Source organism: Pseudomonas sp. CF161 (assembly GCF_000416215.1).
Classification (GTDB): Bacteria; Pseudomonadota; Gammaproteobacteria; order Pseudomonadales; family Pseudomonadaceae; genus Aquipseudomonas.
In genome coordinates this window covers 107036-123972 of record NZ_ATLP01000060.1, presented here as the reverse complement: position 1 = coordinate 123972, position 16937 = coordinate 107036, and the positions used below count along the sequence as shown (strand labels likewise).

The following is a 16937-nucleotide window of genomic DNA, read 5'->3' as shown; positions in this document are numbered from 1 at the left end:
GTAAGTCGATGTTAAGGCAGCCATGGCTTGCCGCTTGAGGCTGGTCGCTCGCCGCTGCTCCTACTTCGTTTCGTTGAACAGCTCGCGGCCGATCAGCATGCGGCGGATTTCGCTGGTGCCGGCGCCGATTTCATAGAGCTTGGCGTCCCGCAGCAGACGGCCCGCCGGGAATTCGTTGATGTAGCCATTGCCGCCCAGGATCTGGATCGCGTCGAGGGCCATCTGGGTCGCGCGCTCGGCGCTGTAGAGGATCACCCCGGCGGCATCCTTGCGCGTGGTTTCGCCGCGCTCGCAGGCCTGGGCAACCGCGTAGAGGTAGGCACGGCTGGCGTTGAGTTGGGTGTACATGTCGGCGACCTTGCCCTGGATCAGCTGGAACTCGCCGATGCTTTTGCCGAATTGCTTGCGGTCGTGGATGTAGGGCACCACCAGGTCCATGCAGGCCTGCATGATCCCGGTCGGGCCGCCGGAGAGCACCACGCGTTCGTAGTCCAGGCCGCTCATCAGCACTTTGACGCCGCCGTTGAGGACACCGAGGATGTTTTCTTCCGGCACTTCGACATCGTCGAAAAACAGTTCGCAGGTGTTGGAGCCGCGCATGCCGAGCTTGTCGAACTTGTTGCTGCGGCTGAAGCCTTTCCAGTCACGCTCGACAATGAACGCGGTGATGCCGTGAGGGCCCTTTTCCAGGTCGGTCTTGGCGTAGATCACATAGGTGTTGGCGTCGGGACCATTGGTAATCCAGGTCTTGCTGCCGTTGAGCACGTAGCGGTCGCCGCGCTTGTCGGCGCGCAGCTTCATCGAGACCACGTCGGAGCCGGCGTTGGGCTCGCTCATGGCCAGGGCGCCAACGTGTTCACCGCTGATCAGTTTGGGCAGGTACTGGGTTTTCTGTTCGTGGTTGCCGTTGCGGTTGATCTGGTTGACGCAGAGGTTGGAGTGGGCGCCGTAGGACAGGGCCACGGAGGCCGAACCGCGGCTGATTTCTTCCATGGCCACCACGTGGGCCAGGTACCCCAGGCCGGCGCCACCGTATTCTTCGGCGACGGTGATACCCAGCAGGCCCATGTCGCCGAATTTGCGCCACATGTCGGCAGGGAACAGGTTATCGACGTCGATCTGTGCCGCTCGTGGCGCCAGCTCGGCCTTGACGAAGGCCTGGACCTGGTGGCGAAGCATGTCGATGGTTTCGCCGAGGGCAAAGTTCAGGGTCGGATAGCTCATGGGGCACCTTCAAGCTTGTTTTTATTGAGGATGGGCGTGAGAGAGCGGGGCGGATGGGCTCTCACCTTTACGTTAACGTAAACTTGCGATCAGTGGCTGTCAATCACCCTTTACGTAAACGTCAACTTGAGCCAGAGTAGCAGCGTTTTCAATTGGAGCCAGCCTCCTTGAGAACCGGTTCACCCGCAAATCGTGGGCAGGTTCTCACACCGATGTTTCGCTCCGGTATACCCACTAATAAAGACAATAGGGGTCATCATGGATCAACCAGGTTCCCAACCGAGCCATAGCTACAGCCGTGGATCGCAAGACCAGGCCTTGCTGGCGCTGACCATCGGTCAGGCGTTCGATAACACCGTCGCGCGCTTTCCCCAGGGAGAAGCGCTGGTCGTGCGACATCAGCAACTGCGCTACACCTGGCGACAACTGGCCACCGCCGTCGACCTGCATGCCCGGGCGTTACTGGCGCTGGGCCTGAAGACCGGGGACCGCCTCGGCATCTGGGCCCCCAACTGCGCGCAGTGGTGCATCAGCCAATTCGCCAGCGCCAAGATCGGCGCGATCCTGGTCAACATCAACCCGGCCTACCGCAGTTCCGAACTGGAATACGTGCTCAAGCAATCCGGCTGCCAGTGGCTGGTGTGCGCGGGGGCGTTCAAAAGCTCCGACTATCACGCCATGCTTCAGGGGCTGGTGCCGGAGTTGGCCGAGCAATCCATCGGCCGCCTGCAGAGTGAGCGGCTGCCGGACCTGCGTGGGGTCATCAGCCTCGATGCGCAGCCGCCCTCGGGCTTTCTGCCCTGGTCGCAGCTGGAGGCGCTGGGTGCGGGCGTGAGTATCGAGCAGTTGCAGGAGCGGCAACGCAGCCTGGATTTCGACCAGGCGGTGAACATCCAGTACACCTCCGGCACCACTGGTTTCCCCAAGGGGGCGACCCTGAGCCACTACAACATCCTCAATAACGGTTACATGGTCGGCGAAAGCCTGGGGCTGACCCACGAAGATCGCCTGGTGATCCCGGTGCCGCTGTACCACTGCTTCGGTATGGTCATGGGCAACCTCGGTTGCATCACCCATGGCACCACCATGATCTATCCCAACGATGCCTTCGACCCATTGCTGACCCTGGCCACCGTGGCCGAAGAGCGCGCCACCGGGCTGTACGGGGTGCCGACCATGTTTATTGCCATGCTCGACCAGCCGCGCCGCGCCGAATTCGACCTGTCGAGCCTGCGCACCGGGATCATGGCCGGGGCCACTTGCCCGATTGAAGTGATGCGCCGGGTGATCAGCGAGATGCACATGAGCGAGGTGCAGATCGCCTATGGCATGACCGAAACCAGCCCGGTGTCGTTGCAGACCGGCCCGGCCGACGAGCTGGAACTGCGGGTGACCACGGTCGGGCGCACCCAGCCGCAACTGGAAAGCAAAATCATCGACGAGGCCGGAAACCTCGTGCCCCGCGGCACCATCGGCGAACTGTGCACCCGTGGCTACAGCGTGATGCTCGGCTACTGGAACAACCCCCAGGGCACCGCCGAAGCCATCGACCCCGCAGGCTGGATGCACACCGGCGACCTGGCAACCATGAGCGAGCAGGGGTATGTGTGCATTGCCGGGCGCAACAAGGACATGATCATTCGCGGTGGCGAGAATATTTACCCGCGGGAGCTGGAAGAGTTCTTCTTCACCCACCCGGCAGTGGCCGATGTGCAGGTGATCGGCATCCCGTGTGACAAATACGGCGAAGAGATCGTGGCCTGGATCAAGTTCCACCCCGGCCATACTGCCAACGAGCTGGAGTTGCAAACCTGGTGCAAGGAGCGCATTGCGCACTTCAAGACGCCGCGTTACTTCAAGTTCGTCGAAGAATTCCCCATGACCGTGACCGGCAAGATCCAGAAGTTTCGCATGCGTGAAATCAGCATCGAGGAGTTGCGCGAGCGGCTTTGAGGGCGAGCGTCGGCATCTGCAGGGGGTATCGCGGGTGCCGGCGTGCAGCGCTATGCAAGGGGGAAGGGGCGCAAAAAGCGTAATGCCGGAAAGCACAAAGGGGAGCCGAAGCTCCCCTTTAATTTGTCGTTGCGTGCTCTTTTTTTATTATTGCGGGGCGGTCTGTTGTTGTTTTTGGTAACCGTTACCCGTGCTGCTGTTTTGGGCGACCCCCATCCGGGGTCAAGAGCAAACGTATTTTTTTGAGCGCTGATCTACTTTCTCGCCAAGCGATCCAACCAGTTCGGGAGCTACCTGAAGGTAGTTTTATTGTTCTCTGCCCGGTTGCGGGTTACTCCTGAGAGCACCCTGAAAAGCACACCTTCTCCAAAAAAATCTGTTAGCTGCGTCTCTGCCGTGTTGTTTTTGTTATGTCAGAGTCGTTACGTCTTATTTTTATTAGGTTTGCTGCTTTTTATTCTTGTTATGCAATAGAGATAGCAGAAGCCGTGCCAACTTTTTAAAGTCCTTTAAAATCAAAGACTTAATATTTTGTTGCGCGAACTGTGCCGCTGGAAATTCGACAAACTGTTTCCGTGTTACTCGTTTCGGCCCCACTCCATCGGGGCCGGTAACACCGCGCCCCTCAACCGGCGTTACGCGCCCGGGCCACGCGGGAGCCACTGGCGCGGCCGAGCACGGTGCAGATCTGCTCACCGGCCAGAATCAGGCGCTCCATGTCGATGCCGGTCTCGATGCCCAGGCCATTGAGCAGGTACAGCACGTCTTCGCTGGCGACGTTGCCGCTGGCGCCCTTGGCATAGGGGCAGCCGCCGAGGCCGGCGATCGAGCTGTCGAACACCGCAATGCCTTCCAGCAGGCTGGCGTAGATGTTGGCCATGGCCTGGCCGTAGGTGTCATGGAAGTGCCCGGCGAGTTTGTCGCGGGGCACGTCGGCGCCCACCACCTCGAACATCCGGCGGGTAGCGCCGGCGGTACCGGTGCCGATGGTGTCGCCCAGGGACACTTCGTAGCAGCCCATGGCGTACAGCTCGCGGGCCACGAGGGCCACTTGCTCGGGTGCCACATCGCCTTCGTACGGGCAGCCGAGCACGCAGGACACGTAACCGCGCACGCTCACGCCGTGCTGTTTGGCGGCGTCCATGATGGGCACGAAGCGTTCCAGGCTCTCGCTGATGGAGCAATTGATATTGCGTTGGGAAAACGCTTCCGAGGCCGCCGCGAACACCGCCACCTCTTTGACCCCCGCCGCCAGGGCGTCTTCAAATCCGCGCAGGTTGGGCGCCAGGGCCCCATAGATCACGCCGGGCTTGCGCTGGATCTGGGCAAAGACGTCGGCCGAGCCGGCCATTTGCGGCACCCATTTGGGCGAGACGAAACTGCCGACTTCTATATAGCCGACGCCGGCGGCGGTCAGGGCGTCCACCAACTGCACCTTGGCCGCGACGCTGATGGGCTGGGCTTCGTTTTGCAGGCCGTCGCGAGGGCCGACTTCAATCAGGCGTACATGGCTTGGGAGTGACATTCAGGTGCACCTTTTATAAGGGATGGCGTAGGGCGGCGCGGGGCCGTTGCGCTGGGGCGGGTCGAAGGGCCTGTTACTGGACGGCGTTCTTCTGGTTCTCGATGGTTTGCTCCAGGGCCTGGATGCAGCGTTCCTCGGCGGTATCGAGTTCCAGTTTCATCTGTTCGATATCCAGCAGTTGCTGTTCCAGCTGGTCGCGGCGTTCGGCGATTTTTGCCAGCATGCTGTGCAGTTGTTTCTGATTGCCGCTGCTGGGGTCGTAGAGTTCGATCAGCTCGCGGCACTCGGCCAGGGAAAAACCGATGCGCTTGCCGCGCAAGATTAGCTTCAGGCTGACTTTGTCCCGGGGCGAATAGATGCGCTCCTGACCGCGACGCTCGGGGGCCAGCAGGCCTTGTTCTTCATAGAAGCGGATCGCCCGGGTGGTGATGTCGAGCTCGCGGGCGAGGTCGGAGATGCTGTAGGTCTGGCTGCTCATGGGGGCGCTCAAGAAAAGTCTTGGCGCTAAGCTAATTCCTGGTTGACGTATACGTCAAGCAGACTTCTCGCCGGCAGGCGCGCCAGGCCTGCCGCCAAAAAAGCCGCTGCGTCCCTCAGACCGCCTGCTTGTCCAGCTTCTTCTCGTGGGCGGTGACCTGCTGGCACAGCTCGATCATCTGCTCGCGCATCCAGCGGTTGGCCGGGTCCTGGTCGGTGCTTTCGTGCCAGTAGAGGTGGGTTTCCACCGGTGGCACGTCATTGACCGGCAGATTGAAGGCGTGCAGTTCATGGCGCCGGGCAAAGCGTTCCGGCACGGTCATGACCATGTCGGTCTGCTGCAGCACCTGGGAGGCCATCAGGTAATGCTGGGAGCGCAGGGCGATCTTGCGCTGGATCCCCATCTTGCCCAGTGCCAGGTCGACATGACCCAGGCCACTGCGACGGCTGGAAATATGAATGTGGGTCAGCGACAGGTAATCATCGAGGCTGAGTTTTTCCTTGCCGGCCATGGGGTGGCCCTTGCGCATGGCGCACACATAGCGGTCTTCCATCAGCTTGACGTGGCGCACCTGGGGGTCGGTGTTGAGCGGGGCGTCGACCGCAAAATCCAGGCGGCCGGCGGCCAGTTCCTTGGTGGTTTCCCGGCGCTTGGACAGGAAGCTTTCGATGATCACGGTCGGCGCCAGGCGCCGCAGGCGTTGGAACAGCGGGGGCAGGATCACCGCCTCGGTGAGGTCGGTCATGCTGATGCGGTAGGTCTTGACCGCCTGCAGCGGGTTGAAGATGCGGCTTTCCTGGACCGACACCCGCAGCAGCGACAGGGCGTTGCGCACCGGGCCGATAATGTTCTGCGCCATCGGCGTCGGCACCATGCCCTGGGCAGTACGCACGAACAACGGGTCGTTGAAGGTCTCGCGCAGGCGGGCCAGGGCGTTGGACACCGCCGGCTGGGTGATGCCGACGATTTGCCCGGCGCGGGTCAGGTTGGCTTCGGTGTAGATCGCGTCGAAAACGATAAAGAGGTTGAGGTCTACCTTGCTCAGATTCATGGCGCTGCACTCTTATTGTTGGGGGCGTCTTGATAGGGCCGGTGGGCCTTGCCGATCAGCCGATCATATATCGGTGATGAATGTTAATACACGCCGAGAATAGGCTAGGTAAATTTTCGTAAGCTGTTCTAGCATCGATTCCATGCCCTCAACCACCTCCCTCAAGAAGGTAGCTGCCCATGGATTTCGCCTACTCCCCCAAGGTTCAGGAACTGCGTGAGCGCGTCACCGCGTTTATGGACGCTTACGTCTACCCGGCTGAAGCGGTGTTCGAACGTCAGGTCGCCGAAGGTGACCGCTGGCAGCCGACCGCGATCATGGAAGAGCTCAAGCGCAAGGCCAAGGCCGAGGGCTTGTGGAACCTGTTTCTGCCCGAGTCGGAACTCGGCGCCGGCCTGACCAACCTCGAATACGCGCCCCTGGCGGAAATCATGGGCCGCTCGCTGCTGGGCCCCGAGCCCTTCAACTGCTCGGCGCCAGACACCGGCAACATGGAAGTGCTGGTGCGCTACGCCAACGAAGAACAGAAACAACGCTGGCTGGAACCACTGCTGCGCGGCGAGATTCGTTCGGCCTTTGCCATGACCGAGCCGGATGTGGCCTCGTCCGACGCCACCAATATGGCCGCCCGCGCCGTGCGCGATGGTGACGAGTGGGTGATCAACGGCAAAAAGTGGTGGACCTCGGGTGCCTGCGACCCGCGCTGCAAAATCCTGATTTTCATGGGCCTGAGCAATCCGGACGCGCCGCGTCACCAGCAGCACTCGATGATCCTGGTGCCGGTGGATGCCCCGGGGGTGAAGATCGTGCGGCCGCTGCCAGTGTTCGGCTACGACGATGCGCCCCACGGCCACGCCGAAGTGCTGTTCGACAATGTGCGGGTGCCTTACGAGAACGTGTTGCTGGGTGAGGGCCGGGGCTTCGAAATCGCCCAGGGGCGCCTGGGCCCGGGGCGCATCCACCACTGCATGCGTTCGATCGGCATGGCCGAGCGCGCCCTGGAACTGATGTGCAAGCGTGCGGTTAGCCGCACCGCGTTCGGCAAACCCCTGGCACGCCTGGGGGGCAATATCGACAAGATCGCCGATTCGCGGATGGAGATCGACATGGCGCGCCTGCTGACCCTCAAGGCCGCGTACATGATGGACACCGTCGGCAACAAGGTGGCGAAAAGCGAAATCGCCCAGATCAAGGTGGTGGCACCGAACGTAGCCTTGAAGGTGATCGACCGGGCGATCCAGATCCACGGCGGGGCCGGGGTCTCCAATGACTTCCCGCTGGCCTATATGTACGCCATGCAGCGCACCCTGCGCCTGGCCGACGGCCCGGACGAAGTGCACCGCGCCGCGATCGGCAAGTTCGAAATCGGCAAATACGTGCCCAAGGAGATGCTGCGCAGCAGCCACTGATCACTCAGGCGTCGCGGGGCCGGCTGGGCCTCGCGCTGCCGGGTTGCCGGCCTTCAGTAGACCCAGACTTCAACCCGGCGATTCTTGATCCGGCCCTCGTCCGCCGTGTTGGCGGCCACCGGCATCTGCGCGCCATATCCCTGGATCTCGCGCAGGACCACTGCGCTTTTCACCAGTTCCCGACGCACGGCCATGGCCCGCAGCTTGGACAGCAGCGCGGCGCGGGCGGTATCGCTCTTGGCATCGCCAAACCCCACCAGCGTCACCTGTCGATCGAGCTTGGCGTGCTGCTTGAGAAAATCCAGCACCCGGTTCAGGTCCTGGCGTGCCTTGTTGTCCAGGCTGGCGCTGCCTTCCTCGAAGCGAAAGTTGACCGTCAGCCGCTGCGCCTGGCGCACGATGGCCTGGTAACCCTCGGGCATCTGCGGGCTGGCCGTCACGCTCATGGCTTGCACCGTCTGCGCGACAAAACCGTTGGCGGCGACAATGGCCTGGCCTTTGGCGCTTTGCGCGAAGTCCACCAGCGCCTTGGCCCAGGGGTTGTGGCCATTGGGCGGCAGGTAAAAATACAGGCGCCGCGACAGTGGGTAGTCTTCGGTGGCGATCAGGCTGTTGAGCGGCTGCATGGCTTGCGACTCGCCGTCGACGATGGCCACGGCCTTGGCCTGGCGCACGTAGGGCAGGCCGATAAAACCGATGCCCTGGGGATCCTGGCTGACCGCATCGGACAACTGCTCGCTGGATTCGAAGCGTTTGGCCGCGCTGCCCAGGGCCTTGCCGCGGCGGCTGAGCACCAGCTCCTTGAAGGTGTCGTAGGTCCCGGATTGATCATCGCGGGCATATAAATGAATGGCGCCGCCGACGCCCCCCAGTTCTTCCCAGGTCTTGACCTCGCCACTGAACACGCGCGCCAGTTGCTCGGTGTTCAATTGGGTCAGCGGGTTATGGGGGTTGAGGATGATTGCCAGGCCGTCGATGGCGATCACCTGCTCGGCGCCCGGGCTTTTCAAGTCGCCCAGGGCTTCCAGCTCCACCAGTTCGCTGTCCTTGATGGCGCGGGAGGCGGCGGCGAGGTCGGCGCTGGCATTTTTCAGGGCGGCAAAACCGGTGCTGGAACCGTGGGCGGCGACGTCAATCCGCACGGGCCGGCCCTGGCTGGTCTGGCCCACCACCCGCTGCTCGTTGTCCTTGCCCGTGGCTTCGATCCGCACTTTGTGCAGCCCTTGTTCCTCCAGCAAGCCCTTGACCAGGGCCGGGCCGAGTTTGGCGCCAATGGTGTTGGAACCCTGGATACGCAGCACGCTGCTGTTGTCGCTGCCCAGCGGCAGGGCGGCGAACACCGACCAGGGCAGGGCGTAGCAGGCAAAACCGATCAGCAACATGCTGAGGGTCCGGCACCAGATATCTCGTTCACTGACTGTCAACACGCGGGGCATGCGCTACCGGCCTTCTATGGAGGGGAGTTGCGGCGAGATTAAGTCAGGGAGGTGACGCGGATGTGACAGCCGGCGGCTGATGTTTCGGGAGGGATCCGGCGCACTTTCAGATATGTCCTAAAGACCTTCTATGGGGGGATAGATAGAGTCGAAAACTTTGTCTGGCGGGGATTGGAAGCGCTGCCAAGCCTGCATCCCCGACAGGCTCCCCTGCAGCATGTTGCTGCTATTTCGTTGTTCAAAGGAGTTGGAAATGAGTGCCTGGTTCGAGCTGAAGCAGTATGACAGTGGCGAATGCAGATTCCTGTTGAAGTCCAAGGAAGCAAAGACCCTGCTGCAAAGCAACCGCTACCCGTGTCGAGACACTGCCGAAGCAGCCATTGCGTTGTTTCGTCGTCATTGCGCATCTGCTGAGCGCTATGTGCGCAAGATTTCCCAGGGCGGCAAGTCGTACTTCAAGCTCAAGGCCGGCCAGGAGGTGATCATCGCCAGCCACCTCTATGATTCGGAGCCGACCCGCGAGATCGCCATCGAAGCCATCATGGCCGCTGGCACCACACCGCATATCGAGCTGCGCTGACCCCATGAAAAAGCCCATCTTGCGATGGGCTTTTTTGTGCCTGGGCGAAGGCCGGTGAATCAGCTCAGCTCGAGCCAGATCGGCGCATGGTCGGAGGGTTTCTCCATGCCGCGCAGTTCGTAGTCGACTCCGGCATCCTTGACCCGTGGCAGCAGGCCGTTGGACGCCATGATCAGGTCGATGCGCAGGCCGCGCTTGGGGTCATCCTCGAAGCCGCGGCTGCGGTAGTCGAACCAGCTGAAGCGGTCGCTGACCTCCGGGTTGAGGTGGCGGAAGCTGTCCACCAGGCCCCAGTTCTTCAGGCGTGCCATCCACTCGCGTTCTTCCGGCAGGAAGCTGCACTTGCCGGTTTTCAGCCAGCGCTTCATGTTCTCCGGGCCGATGCCGATGTCGCAATCTTCCGGGGAAATGTTCACATCGCCCATGACGATCAAGGGCTGGTCGTTGCTGAAGCGGCTTTCCAGCAGCTGTTGCAAGTCGTTGTAGAACCGCTGCTTGGCCGGGAATTTGGTTGGGTGGTCGCGGCTTTCACCCTGGGGGAAGTAGCCGTTCATGATGGTCACCGGGGTGCCATCGGCGTCGGCGAAGGTGCCCCAGATAAAACGCCGCTGGGCTTCTTCGTCATCGCCTTCGAACCCCTTGTGCAGGCTCAGGGGCGCCTGACGCGAGAGCAGGGCGACACCGTAATGGCCTTTCTGCCCGTGATAATGCACGTGGTAACCCAGGGCCTGGACATCGGCCAGGGGGAACTGCTCGTCCGAGACTTTGGTTTCCTGCAGGCCGATGACATCCGGCTGGTGTTTCTCGATCAGCGCCGCCAGCTGATGAGGGCGGGCACGTAGCCCGTTAATGTTGAACGAGACGATTTTCATGGTCGGCGGTCCTGGCAAAACAGCGATGCTAGCCGACAAGTCGCAGCGCCACCAGCGTGGCAGCAGCCCGGATGCGCTGCTAATGTCCTTGGACCGGGGAACGATCACCGGACGAAAAGGCTCGTAACAACAAGAGCGCGGCCATTTGAGCCGGGTCCAGGGGAGTCAACCGCAATGCCTGAAACATCCACTGCCATCGCCGATATCCACATGCTCGACAGCGGCTACTCGCGGGAGGCGCGTTCGCTGTTGTACCAGGCCTACCGGCATGAACCGACCTTCGGTTTTCTGTTCGAGTCCGAGCGCCCGGGGTATGAGCAGCGCGTGCGGGCCACGGTCCGGGAACTGGTCAAACAGCATTTTCTGCAGGATCTGCCGGCCATCGGCCTGCTGGTCAACGATCGGTTGATCGGCATTGCCCTGATCGCACCGCCCCAGCGCCGGCTGGGGATCACCGAAAGCTGGGCCTGGCGCCTGCGCATGGTACTGAGCACCGGCTTTCGCTGCACCCGGCGTTACCTGGACTACCACGCCGCAGTCAGCGCCTGTTTGCCCAGCGACGCGGTGCACGTGTTGCCGCTGCTGGGGATTCACCCGCAATTCCAGGGCCAGCACTTTGGCGAGCAACTGCTGACCGCCGTGCACAACTGGTGCGCGGTGGACGAAAACTCCCAGGGCGTGGTGCTCGACACCGGCAACCCGCGCTACCTGGAGTTCTACAAGCGCCAAGGCTATGAAGAGATCGGCGAAATCGCCGTGGGGCCGATTCGCGAGCACGTTTTTTTTCACGCCAATCCCCAGGTGTTGCACAGCGCAACAGCTTGAGATAGAACTTTTCCGGGGGCGGTGGGTTCTATCACGCTCCCAAGCTCGTGATAGCATCCGCGCCTATGAAGTTTCCTGGAAGAATCACCAGCAGCCTGTTGCTGCTGTTTACAAGCTGTGCGGCGCTGGCGCAAAGCGAACTGGATGTCAGGGTCAAGCCGGCCAATGACGAGTTGAAGGCCAATGTGGAGGGCTACATTGGCGGTGTCGGAGACCGTGACGAAGAGGCCTTGCTGCGCTTCAGTCGCGGCGCCGAGGAGCAGGCGCGCAAGGCCGCCCAGGCCCTCGGCTACTATCAGCCGCAGATCAGCAGCGACGTCAAAGGTGGCGAAAAGCCACGTCTGGTTTTGAATATCGACCCCGGCGAGCCCGTGCACCTGCGCGACGTCGTCGTGCGTATCGAAGGCCCGGCGGCCAGCCTCAAGGCCTTCCGGGTGCCCAAGAGCGACCAGCTCAAAACCGGGGCCGTGCTCAACCACGGTCACTACGAAGATGCCAAGCACCTGATCCAGAATCAGGCCTCGCGCTATGGGTTTTTCAGCGGGCGTTTCACCCGGCAACGGCTGGCGGTCGATCCCCAGGCAGGGGTCGCGGATATCGAACTGGTGTACGACAGCGGCCCGCGCTATGCATTGGGCAAGGTCAGCTTCGCCGGCGATGCGCCGTTCGATGAAGAGCTGCTGCAGCGCATGGTGCCGTTCAAGGCCGGTGCACCCTACGACTCCGAGCTGATTGCCGAACTCAACCAGGCGCTGCAGTCGAGTGGTTATTTCGAGGGCGTGCGGGTCGACGCAGCGCCTACAGCCGCGGCCAACGACGTGATCCCGGTGGCGGTCCGGCTGGAAACCCGCAAGCCCCGGACCATGGGCCTGGGCCTGGGTTTCTCCACCGACGTCGGGCCTCGGGCCAAGGCCAACTGGACCCGGCACTGGGTCAATCCGCAGGGCCACAGCTACGGCTGGGAGGCCGAGGTTTCGGCGCCCCGGCAAAACGTCGGGCTGTGGTACGACATCCCGCTGGATCCGCCGCTCACCGACAAACTGCGTTTTGCCGGTGGCTATCAGAATGAAGAAATCGCCAACACCGACACCCTCAGCAAACTGCTGACCCTCGGCCCCGAATGGCACAGCAAGCTGCCCAGTGGTTGGCAGCGCGTGGTGTCGTTGAAATGGCAGCGCGAAGAATATCGCCTGGGGGATGACTCGGGCCTGAGCAACCTGTTGATGCCCGGCCTGACGTATTCCTACCTGCGCAGTGACAACCGCATCGACCCGCACAACGGTTATCGCCTGCAATTCGACACCAAGCTGGCCAAGGAAGGCCTGGCCTCCGACACCAACCTGCTGTACGGCACGGTGCTGCTCAAGGGGCTGACCACGGTCTGGGATAACCACCGCTTCCTGGGGCGGGTGCAGTTCGGTGGCAGTGCCACCAACGGCTATAAATCGATCCCGCCGTCCCTGCGTTTCTTTGCCGGTGGCGATCAGAGTGTGCGCGGTTATGACTATCAGAGCCTGTCCCCGGAAAACTCCGACGGCGACCGTATCGGTGGGCGCTACATGGTGGCCGGCAGTGTCGAGTATCAGTATTCGATTGCCGAGAAGTGGCGCATCGCGACCTTCGTCGACCAGGGCAACTCCTTCAATAAGCTCGAACTGCCGAACCTCAAGACCGGGGTCGGCCTTGGCGTGCGCTGGGTGTCACCGGTGGGGCCGATTCGCCTCGACCTGGCCCACGCGCTGAATGATGACGGTGGTATTCGATTGCACTTTTCCATGGGGCCGGAGCTGTGAAGCGTGGTTTGAAAATAACGCTGCTGGCGATGGTGGCGCTGCTGTTGCTGCTGGTAGTGAGTGTGTACCTGCTTGTGGGCACCCAGGCTGGCAGCCGTTGGGCCCTGGGCCGGGTGCCAGGCTTGAGCGTGGAAAATTTCACCGGGCAGTTGGGGAGCCAGTGGAGCGCCGATCACCTGTTGTGGGAGCAAGGCAGCAGCCGGGTCGAGCTGGTGGCGCCGAAGTTTGCCTGGTCGCCATCGTGCCTGCTGCGCATGACCCTGTGTATCGAACAGTTGGATGTGGAGCAGGTCAGTCTGCAATTCCCCCCGGGCAGCGACGACAGCAGCGGCCCCATCAGCCTGCCGGACCTGCAATTGCCGCTGGCGATCGAACTGGGGCAGGTGCGGGTCGGTAACCTGCTGTTTAACGGCAGCGAGCAACTCAAAGGCCTGCAACTGGCCGCGCAGTGGACCGCCCAGGGCTTGCAGATCGACTCACTGCAACTGCAGCGCGACGACCTGAGCCTGAACCTGTCCGGGCTGCTGCACCCTAGCGGCAACTGGCCCCTGCAGGCCAGCGGCAACCTGACCCTGCCGGCCCCGGGCAACGAGCCCTGGGCCTTGGCGCTGAAGGTCGAAGGCGATCTGCTCAAGACCCTGAACGTGCACGCCGACAGCAGCGGTTATTTGCAGGGCCAGCTCAGCGGCGAACTGCAACCGCTGGTGGAAAACCTGCCGGCCCACGTCCGTATTACCGCCGATGCTTTCAAGGCCAGCGCCGAGCTGCCGGACACCCTGATGCTCAATCAGCTGCTGCTGACCGGCCAGGGCGACCTGAAACACGGCTATCAATTGCAGGGCAGCGCCAGCTTGCCGGCCGAGCAGGGGCCGGTGGCCCTGGTGCTGACCGGCAAGGTCGACGCCAACGGTGCACAGATCGCCGCCCTGGACCTGACCGCCAACGACAAGCAAAGCCTGAAGCTGACCGGCGCGCTGGACTGGAGCGAAGGCTTCAGCGCCGAGGGCAAGGTCGCCTGGCTGGATTTCCCCTGGCATCGCCTGTACCCGGTGATTGACGAGCCCGCGGTGGCGGTGCGCACCTTCAATGCCGAAGTGTCGTACCGCGACGGCCATTACCTGGGCAACTTCCAGGGTGACCTCGATGGGCCGGCCGGCGCCTTCAGCCTCGGCAGCCCGTTCAGTGGCGACCTGACCCAGATCTTTCTCCCTGAATTCAAGCTGGCGGCCGGGCAGGGCAAGGCCGAGGGCCACCTGAAACTGCAATTCGCCGATGGCATCGCCTGGGACACGGCGCTGCAGTTGTCGGCGATCAACCCGGCGTACTGGCTGGCGGAGCTGCCGGGCACGCTCGCGGGCCCGCTGCGCAGCCAGGGGCAACTGAAGAACGAACAGCTCAAGCTCAATGCCGACCTCGACCTCAAGGGCAAGCTGCGTGGCCAGCCTGCGGTGTTGCAGGCCAAGGCCGATGGCCAGGGGCAGCAGTGGACCCTGAGCACCCTCGATATCCGCCTGGGGGATAACCGCATCAATGGCTCCGCCAGCCTGCAGCAGAAACTTGCCGGGCAATTGGATATCAAGCTGCCGCGCCTGGGTCAGCTGTGGCCGCAGTTGCGCGGCCAGGCCAATGGTCGCCTCGACCTGGCCGGGACCTTGAACGCGCCCCAGGGCAAGCTCGACCTGCAAGGCCAGCAGTTGGCGTTTGTCGATAACCGCCTGCAAAGCCTGGTGCTTGCCGCCCATCTCGACGCCGGGCAAAAGGCCCGCCTTGACCTCAAGGGCAGCGGGATCCAGGTCGGAGATACCCAGCTGGGCAGCCTGACCCTGGCCGGCCAGGGCGATATCAAGAACCAGAAGCTGCAACTGGACCTGCAAGGCCCGCTGCTGAAACTGGCCCTGGGCCTGGATGGCGTCCTCAATCAGGGCAACTGGCGCGGACGCCTGGCCAGCGGCGAGATCCAGAGCGGTGGCCAGGACTGGAAGCTGCAAGCCCCGGCGAAACTGGAGTACCTGGCCGACGGCAAGCTCAACTTCGGCGCCCATTGCTGGGCGTCCGGCGCGGCCAGCCTGTGCGGCGAGGATCAACGCCTGATGCCTGAGCCCAAGCTGCGCTATCACCTCAAGCAATTCCCCATCGACAGCCTGGCGCAGTGGCTGCCCAAGGATTTTGCCTGGAAGGGCCAGCTCAATGCCGACCTGCAACTGGACGTGCCGGCCAGCGGGCCCAAAGGCCAGATCGTGGTGGACGCCAGCGGCGGCACCTTGCGTATCAAGGAAAAGCAGCAGTGGCTGGACTTCCCGTACCAGGCCCTGAAACTCAACACCACGCTCAACCCCAAGCGCATCGACACCCGCCTCGAGTTCGCCGGCGGCAAGCTTGGCGAGTTGCTGGTGCAGGCGCAGATCAATCCCCTGGCGAAAAACAAGGCGCTGTCCGGGGACTTCCGCTTGAGCGGCCTGGACCTGGCGGTGGTGCGGCCGTTTGTGCCGATGGTCGAGAAGCTGGCGGGCAACCTCAATGGCAGCGGGCGCCTGTCGGGCGGGCTGCTGGCCCCTCAGGTCAATGGCAACCTGACCCTCAGTGATGGCGAGGTTTCCGGTTCCGAGCTGCCGATCAGTCTGGAGGACTTGCAACTGCAGGCGCAGATCGCCGGTGAGAGCGTGCAACTCAATGGCGCCTGGAAAAGCGGCAAGGCCGGGCAGGGCAGCCTCACGGGCTCAGTCGCCTGGGGTCAGGCGCTGGCGGTGGACCTGAATCTCAAGGGCTCGCAGTTGCCGGTGACCGTCGAGCCCTACGCGGTGCTGGAAGTGGCGCCGGACCTGAAAATCTCCATGCAGGGCGACAAACTGGCGATTGCCGGCAAGGTTCATGTGCCCAAGGGCGAGATCAAGGTGCGCGAGTTGCCGCCGTCGACGGTCAAGGTTTCGGACGACACGGTGATCATCGGGCAGCAGACCGCCGAGGGTAAGCCGCCGATGGCCATGGCGATGGATGTCGATGTGGTGGTGGGCGAAGACAAACTGAGCTTTGCCGGTTTCGGCCTGACCGCCAACCTGCAGGGGCATGTGCATATCGGTGACAACATGGACACACGTGGTGAGCTGTGGCTCAACGACGGGCGCTACCGGGCCTATGGCCAGCGCCTGACCGTGCGCCGGGCGCGGCTGTTGTTCGCCGGGCCCATCGATCAGCCGTACCTGGATATTGAAGCGATTCGCCAGACCGACGACGTGATCGCCGGGATCCGCCTGAGCGGCAGCGCCGAACAGCCGGTGACGCAGATCTTCTCCGAACCGGCCATGAGCCAGGAGCAGGCGCTGTCCTACCTGGTGCTGGGACGGCCGCTGAGTTCCACCGGCGAGGACAACAATATGCTGGCCCAGGCGGCGCTGGGGCTGGGGTTGATGGGCAGTTCCAACTTCACCGGCAGCCTGGCGAAAAACCTCGGGATCCAGGACTTCCAGCTCGACACCCAGGGCAGCGGCACCAATACGGCGGTGGTCGCCAGCGGCAATATCTCGGAGAAACTCAGCCTGCGCTACGGCGTCGGCGTGTTCGAACCGGCCAACACCATCGCCTTGCGCTACAAGTTGAGCAAGAAGGTGTACCTGGAAGCCGCCAGTGGCGTGGCCAGTTCCCTGGATATTTTCTACAAGCGCGATTTTTGAAGTGCGGTAGCTGCTGCCTCCGTGGTGCCTGAAGGGGTTAGCGCCCGGACACCTGACGCGCCACGGCGTCCGCCCGGGCCAGCGCAGCCTCCCGGGCTCGGCAGCGGCTACGGGCCTTTCACC

General features: G+C 62.7%; 12 protein-coding genes. 6 read left to right on the top strand and 6 right to left on the bottom strand.

What is annotated here, in order from left to right; all coding sequences use genetic code 11:
- Nucleotides 1-60: 60 nt before the first annotated feature.
- Nucleotides 61-1224, bottom strand: a complete 1164-nt coding sequence (locus CF161_RS11685) for an isovaleryl-CoA dehydrogenase (protein ID WP_020296781.1) — start codon at nt 1222-1224, stop codon at nt 61-63.
- A 258-nt stretch (nt 1225-1482) separates the two neighbouring features.
- Between CF161_RS11685 and CF161_RS11680 the strand changes: the two genes are divergently transcribed.
- Nucleotides 1483-3177: an AMP-binding protein gene (locus tag CF161_RS11680; RefSeq protein ID WP_020296780.1), complete on the top strand. Its 1695-nt coding sequence runs from the start codon at nt 1483-1485 to the stop codon at nt 3175-3177.
- Between the two features lie 625 nt (nt 3178-3802).
- Here CF161_RS11680 and CF161_RS11675 read toward each other — a convergent pair.
- The 3 genes from CF161_RS11675 to CF161_RS11665 form a co-directional block, all read right to left on the bottom strand.
- Nucleotides 3803-4702, bottom strand: coding sequence for a hydroxymethylglutaryl-CoA lyase (locus CF161_RS11675; protein WP_020296779.1), 900 nt, complete (start codon nt 4700-4702; stop codon nt 3803-3805).
- Between the two features lie 73 nt (nt 4703-4775).
- The gene (locus tag CF161_RS11670; RefSeq protein ID WP_020296778.1) at nt 4776-5180 is read right to left on the bottom strand and encodes a MerR family DNA-binding transcriptional regulator; all 405 of its coding nucleotides are present in this window, start codon (nt 5178-5180) and stop codon (nt 4776-4778) included.
- Between the two features lie 115 nt (nt 5181-5295).
- Nucleotides 5296-6231, bottom strand: coding sequence for a LysR family transcriptional regulator (locus tag CF161_RS11665; RefSeq protein ID WP_020296777.1), 936 nt, complete (start codon nt 6229-6231; stop codon nt 5296-5298).
- Nucleotides 6232-6410: 179 nt separating this feature from the next.
- On the opposite strand from CF161_RS11665, the gene CF161_RS11660 reads away from it, so the two are divergent.
- Entirely contained in the window at nt 6411-7640 is a 1230-nt protein-coding gene (locus tag CF161_RS11660; RefSeq protein ID WP_020296776.1) for an acyl-CoA dehydrogenase, read from the top strand.
- 53 nt (nt 7641-7693) lie between these two features.
- On the opposite strand, the gene CF161_RS11655 is transcribed toward CF161_RS11660, so the two are convergent.
- Nucleotides 7694-9076 (bottom strand): substrate-binding domain-containing protein, encoded by a 1383-nt coding sequence (locus tag CF161_RS11655; protein ID WP_043229192.1) that lies wholly within the window; start codon nt 9074-9076, stop codon nt 7694-7696.
- Nucleotides 9077-9329: 253 nt separating this feature from the next.
- Here CF161_RS11655 and CF161_RS11650 point away from each other — a divergent pair, with 253 nt between their 5' ends.
- A complete protein-coding gene (locus tag CF161_RS11650) occupies nt 9330-9656 on the top strand; it encodes a YegP family protein (RefSeq protein ID WP_020296774.1) in 327 nt (108 codons plus the stop codon).
- Between the two features lie 59 nt (nt 9657-9715).
- Here CF161_RS11650 and xthA read toward each other — a convergent pair whose 3' ends face one another.
- Nucleotides 9716-10528: an exodeoxyribonuclease III gene (xthA, locus tag CF161_RS11645; protein WP_020296773.1), complete on the bottom strand. Its 813-nt coding sequence runs from the start codon at nt 10526-10528 to the stop codon at nt 9716-9718.
- Between the two features lie 174 nt (nt 10529-10702).
- On the opposite strand from xthA, the gene CF161_RS11640 reads away from it, so the two are divergent.
- From CF161_RS11640 to CF161_RS11630, 3 genes are all read left to right on the top strand, one after another.
- Nucleotides 10703-11353 (top strand): N-acetyltransferase, encoded by a 651-nt coding sequence (locus CF161_RS11640; protein ID WP_020296772.1) that lies wholly within the window; start codon nt 10703-10705, stop codon nt 11351-11353.
- 65 nt (nt 11354-11418) lie between these two features.
- A complete protein-coding gene (locus tag CF161_RS11635; protein ID WP_020296771.1) occupies nt 11419-13146 on the top strand; it encodes an autotransporter assembly complex family protein in 1728 nt (575 codons plus the stop codon).
- On the top strand, nt 13143-16814 hold the full coding sequence (locus CF161_RS11630; protein WP_020296770.1) for a translocation/assembly module TamB domain-containing protein: 3672 nt from the start codon (nt 13143-13145) through the stop codon (nt 16812-16814). Before CF161_RS11635 ends, CF161_RS11630 begins: the two co-directional genes overlap by 4 nt.
- Nucleotides 16815-16937: the final 123 nt, after the last annotated feature.

Bases quoted from the DNA above. Each gene is read 5' to 3' on its own strand.
- CF161_RS11685 (WP_020296781.1), bottom strand. From the start codon at position 1,224: ATGAGCTATCCGACCCTGAACTTTGCCCTCGGCGAAACCATCGACATG.
- CF161_RS11680 (WP_020296780.1), top strand. From the start codon at position 1,483: ATGGATCAACCAGGTTCCCAACCGAGCCATAGCTACAGCCGTGGATCG.
- CF161_RS11675 (WP_020296779.1), bottom strand. From the start codon at position 4,702: ATGTCACTCCCAAGCCATGTACGCCTGATTGAAGTCGGCCCTCGCGAC.
- CF161_RS11670 (WP_020296778.1), bottom strand. From the start codon at position 5,180: ATGAGCAGCCAGACCTACAGCATCTCCGACCTCGCCCGCGAGCTCGAC.
- CF161_RS11665 (WP_020296777.1), bottom strand. From the start codon at position 6,231: ATGAATCTGAGCAAGGTAGACCTCAACCTCTTTATCGTTTTCGACGCG.
- CF161_RS11660 (WP_020296776.1), top strand. From the start codon at position 6,411: ATGGATTTCGCCTACTCCCCCAAGGTTCAGGAACTGCGTGAGCGCGTC.
- CF161_RS11655 (WP_043229192.1), bottom strand. From the start codon at position 9,076: ATGCCCCGCGTGTTGACAGTCAGTGAACGAGATATCTGGTGCCGGACC.
- CF161_RS11650 (WP_020296774.1), top strand. From the start codon at position 9,330: ATGAGTGCCTGGTTCGAGCTGAAGCAGTATGACAGTGGCGAATGCAGA.
- xthA (WP_020296773.1), bottom strand. From the start codon at position 10,528: ATGAAAATCGTCTCGTTCAACATTAACGGGCTACGTGCCCGCCCTCAT.
- CF161_RS11640 (WP_020296772.1), top strand. From the start codon at position 10,703: ATGCCTGAAACATCCACTGCCATCGCCGATATCCACATGCTCGACAGC.
- CF161_RS11635 (WP_020296771.1), top strand. From the start codon at position 11,419: ATGAAGTTTCCTGGAAGAATCACCAGCAGCCTGTTGCTGCTGTTTACA.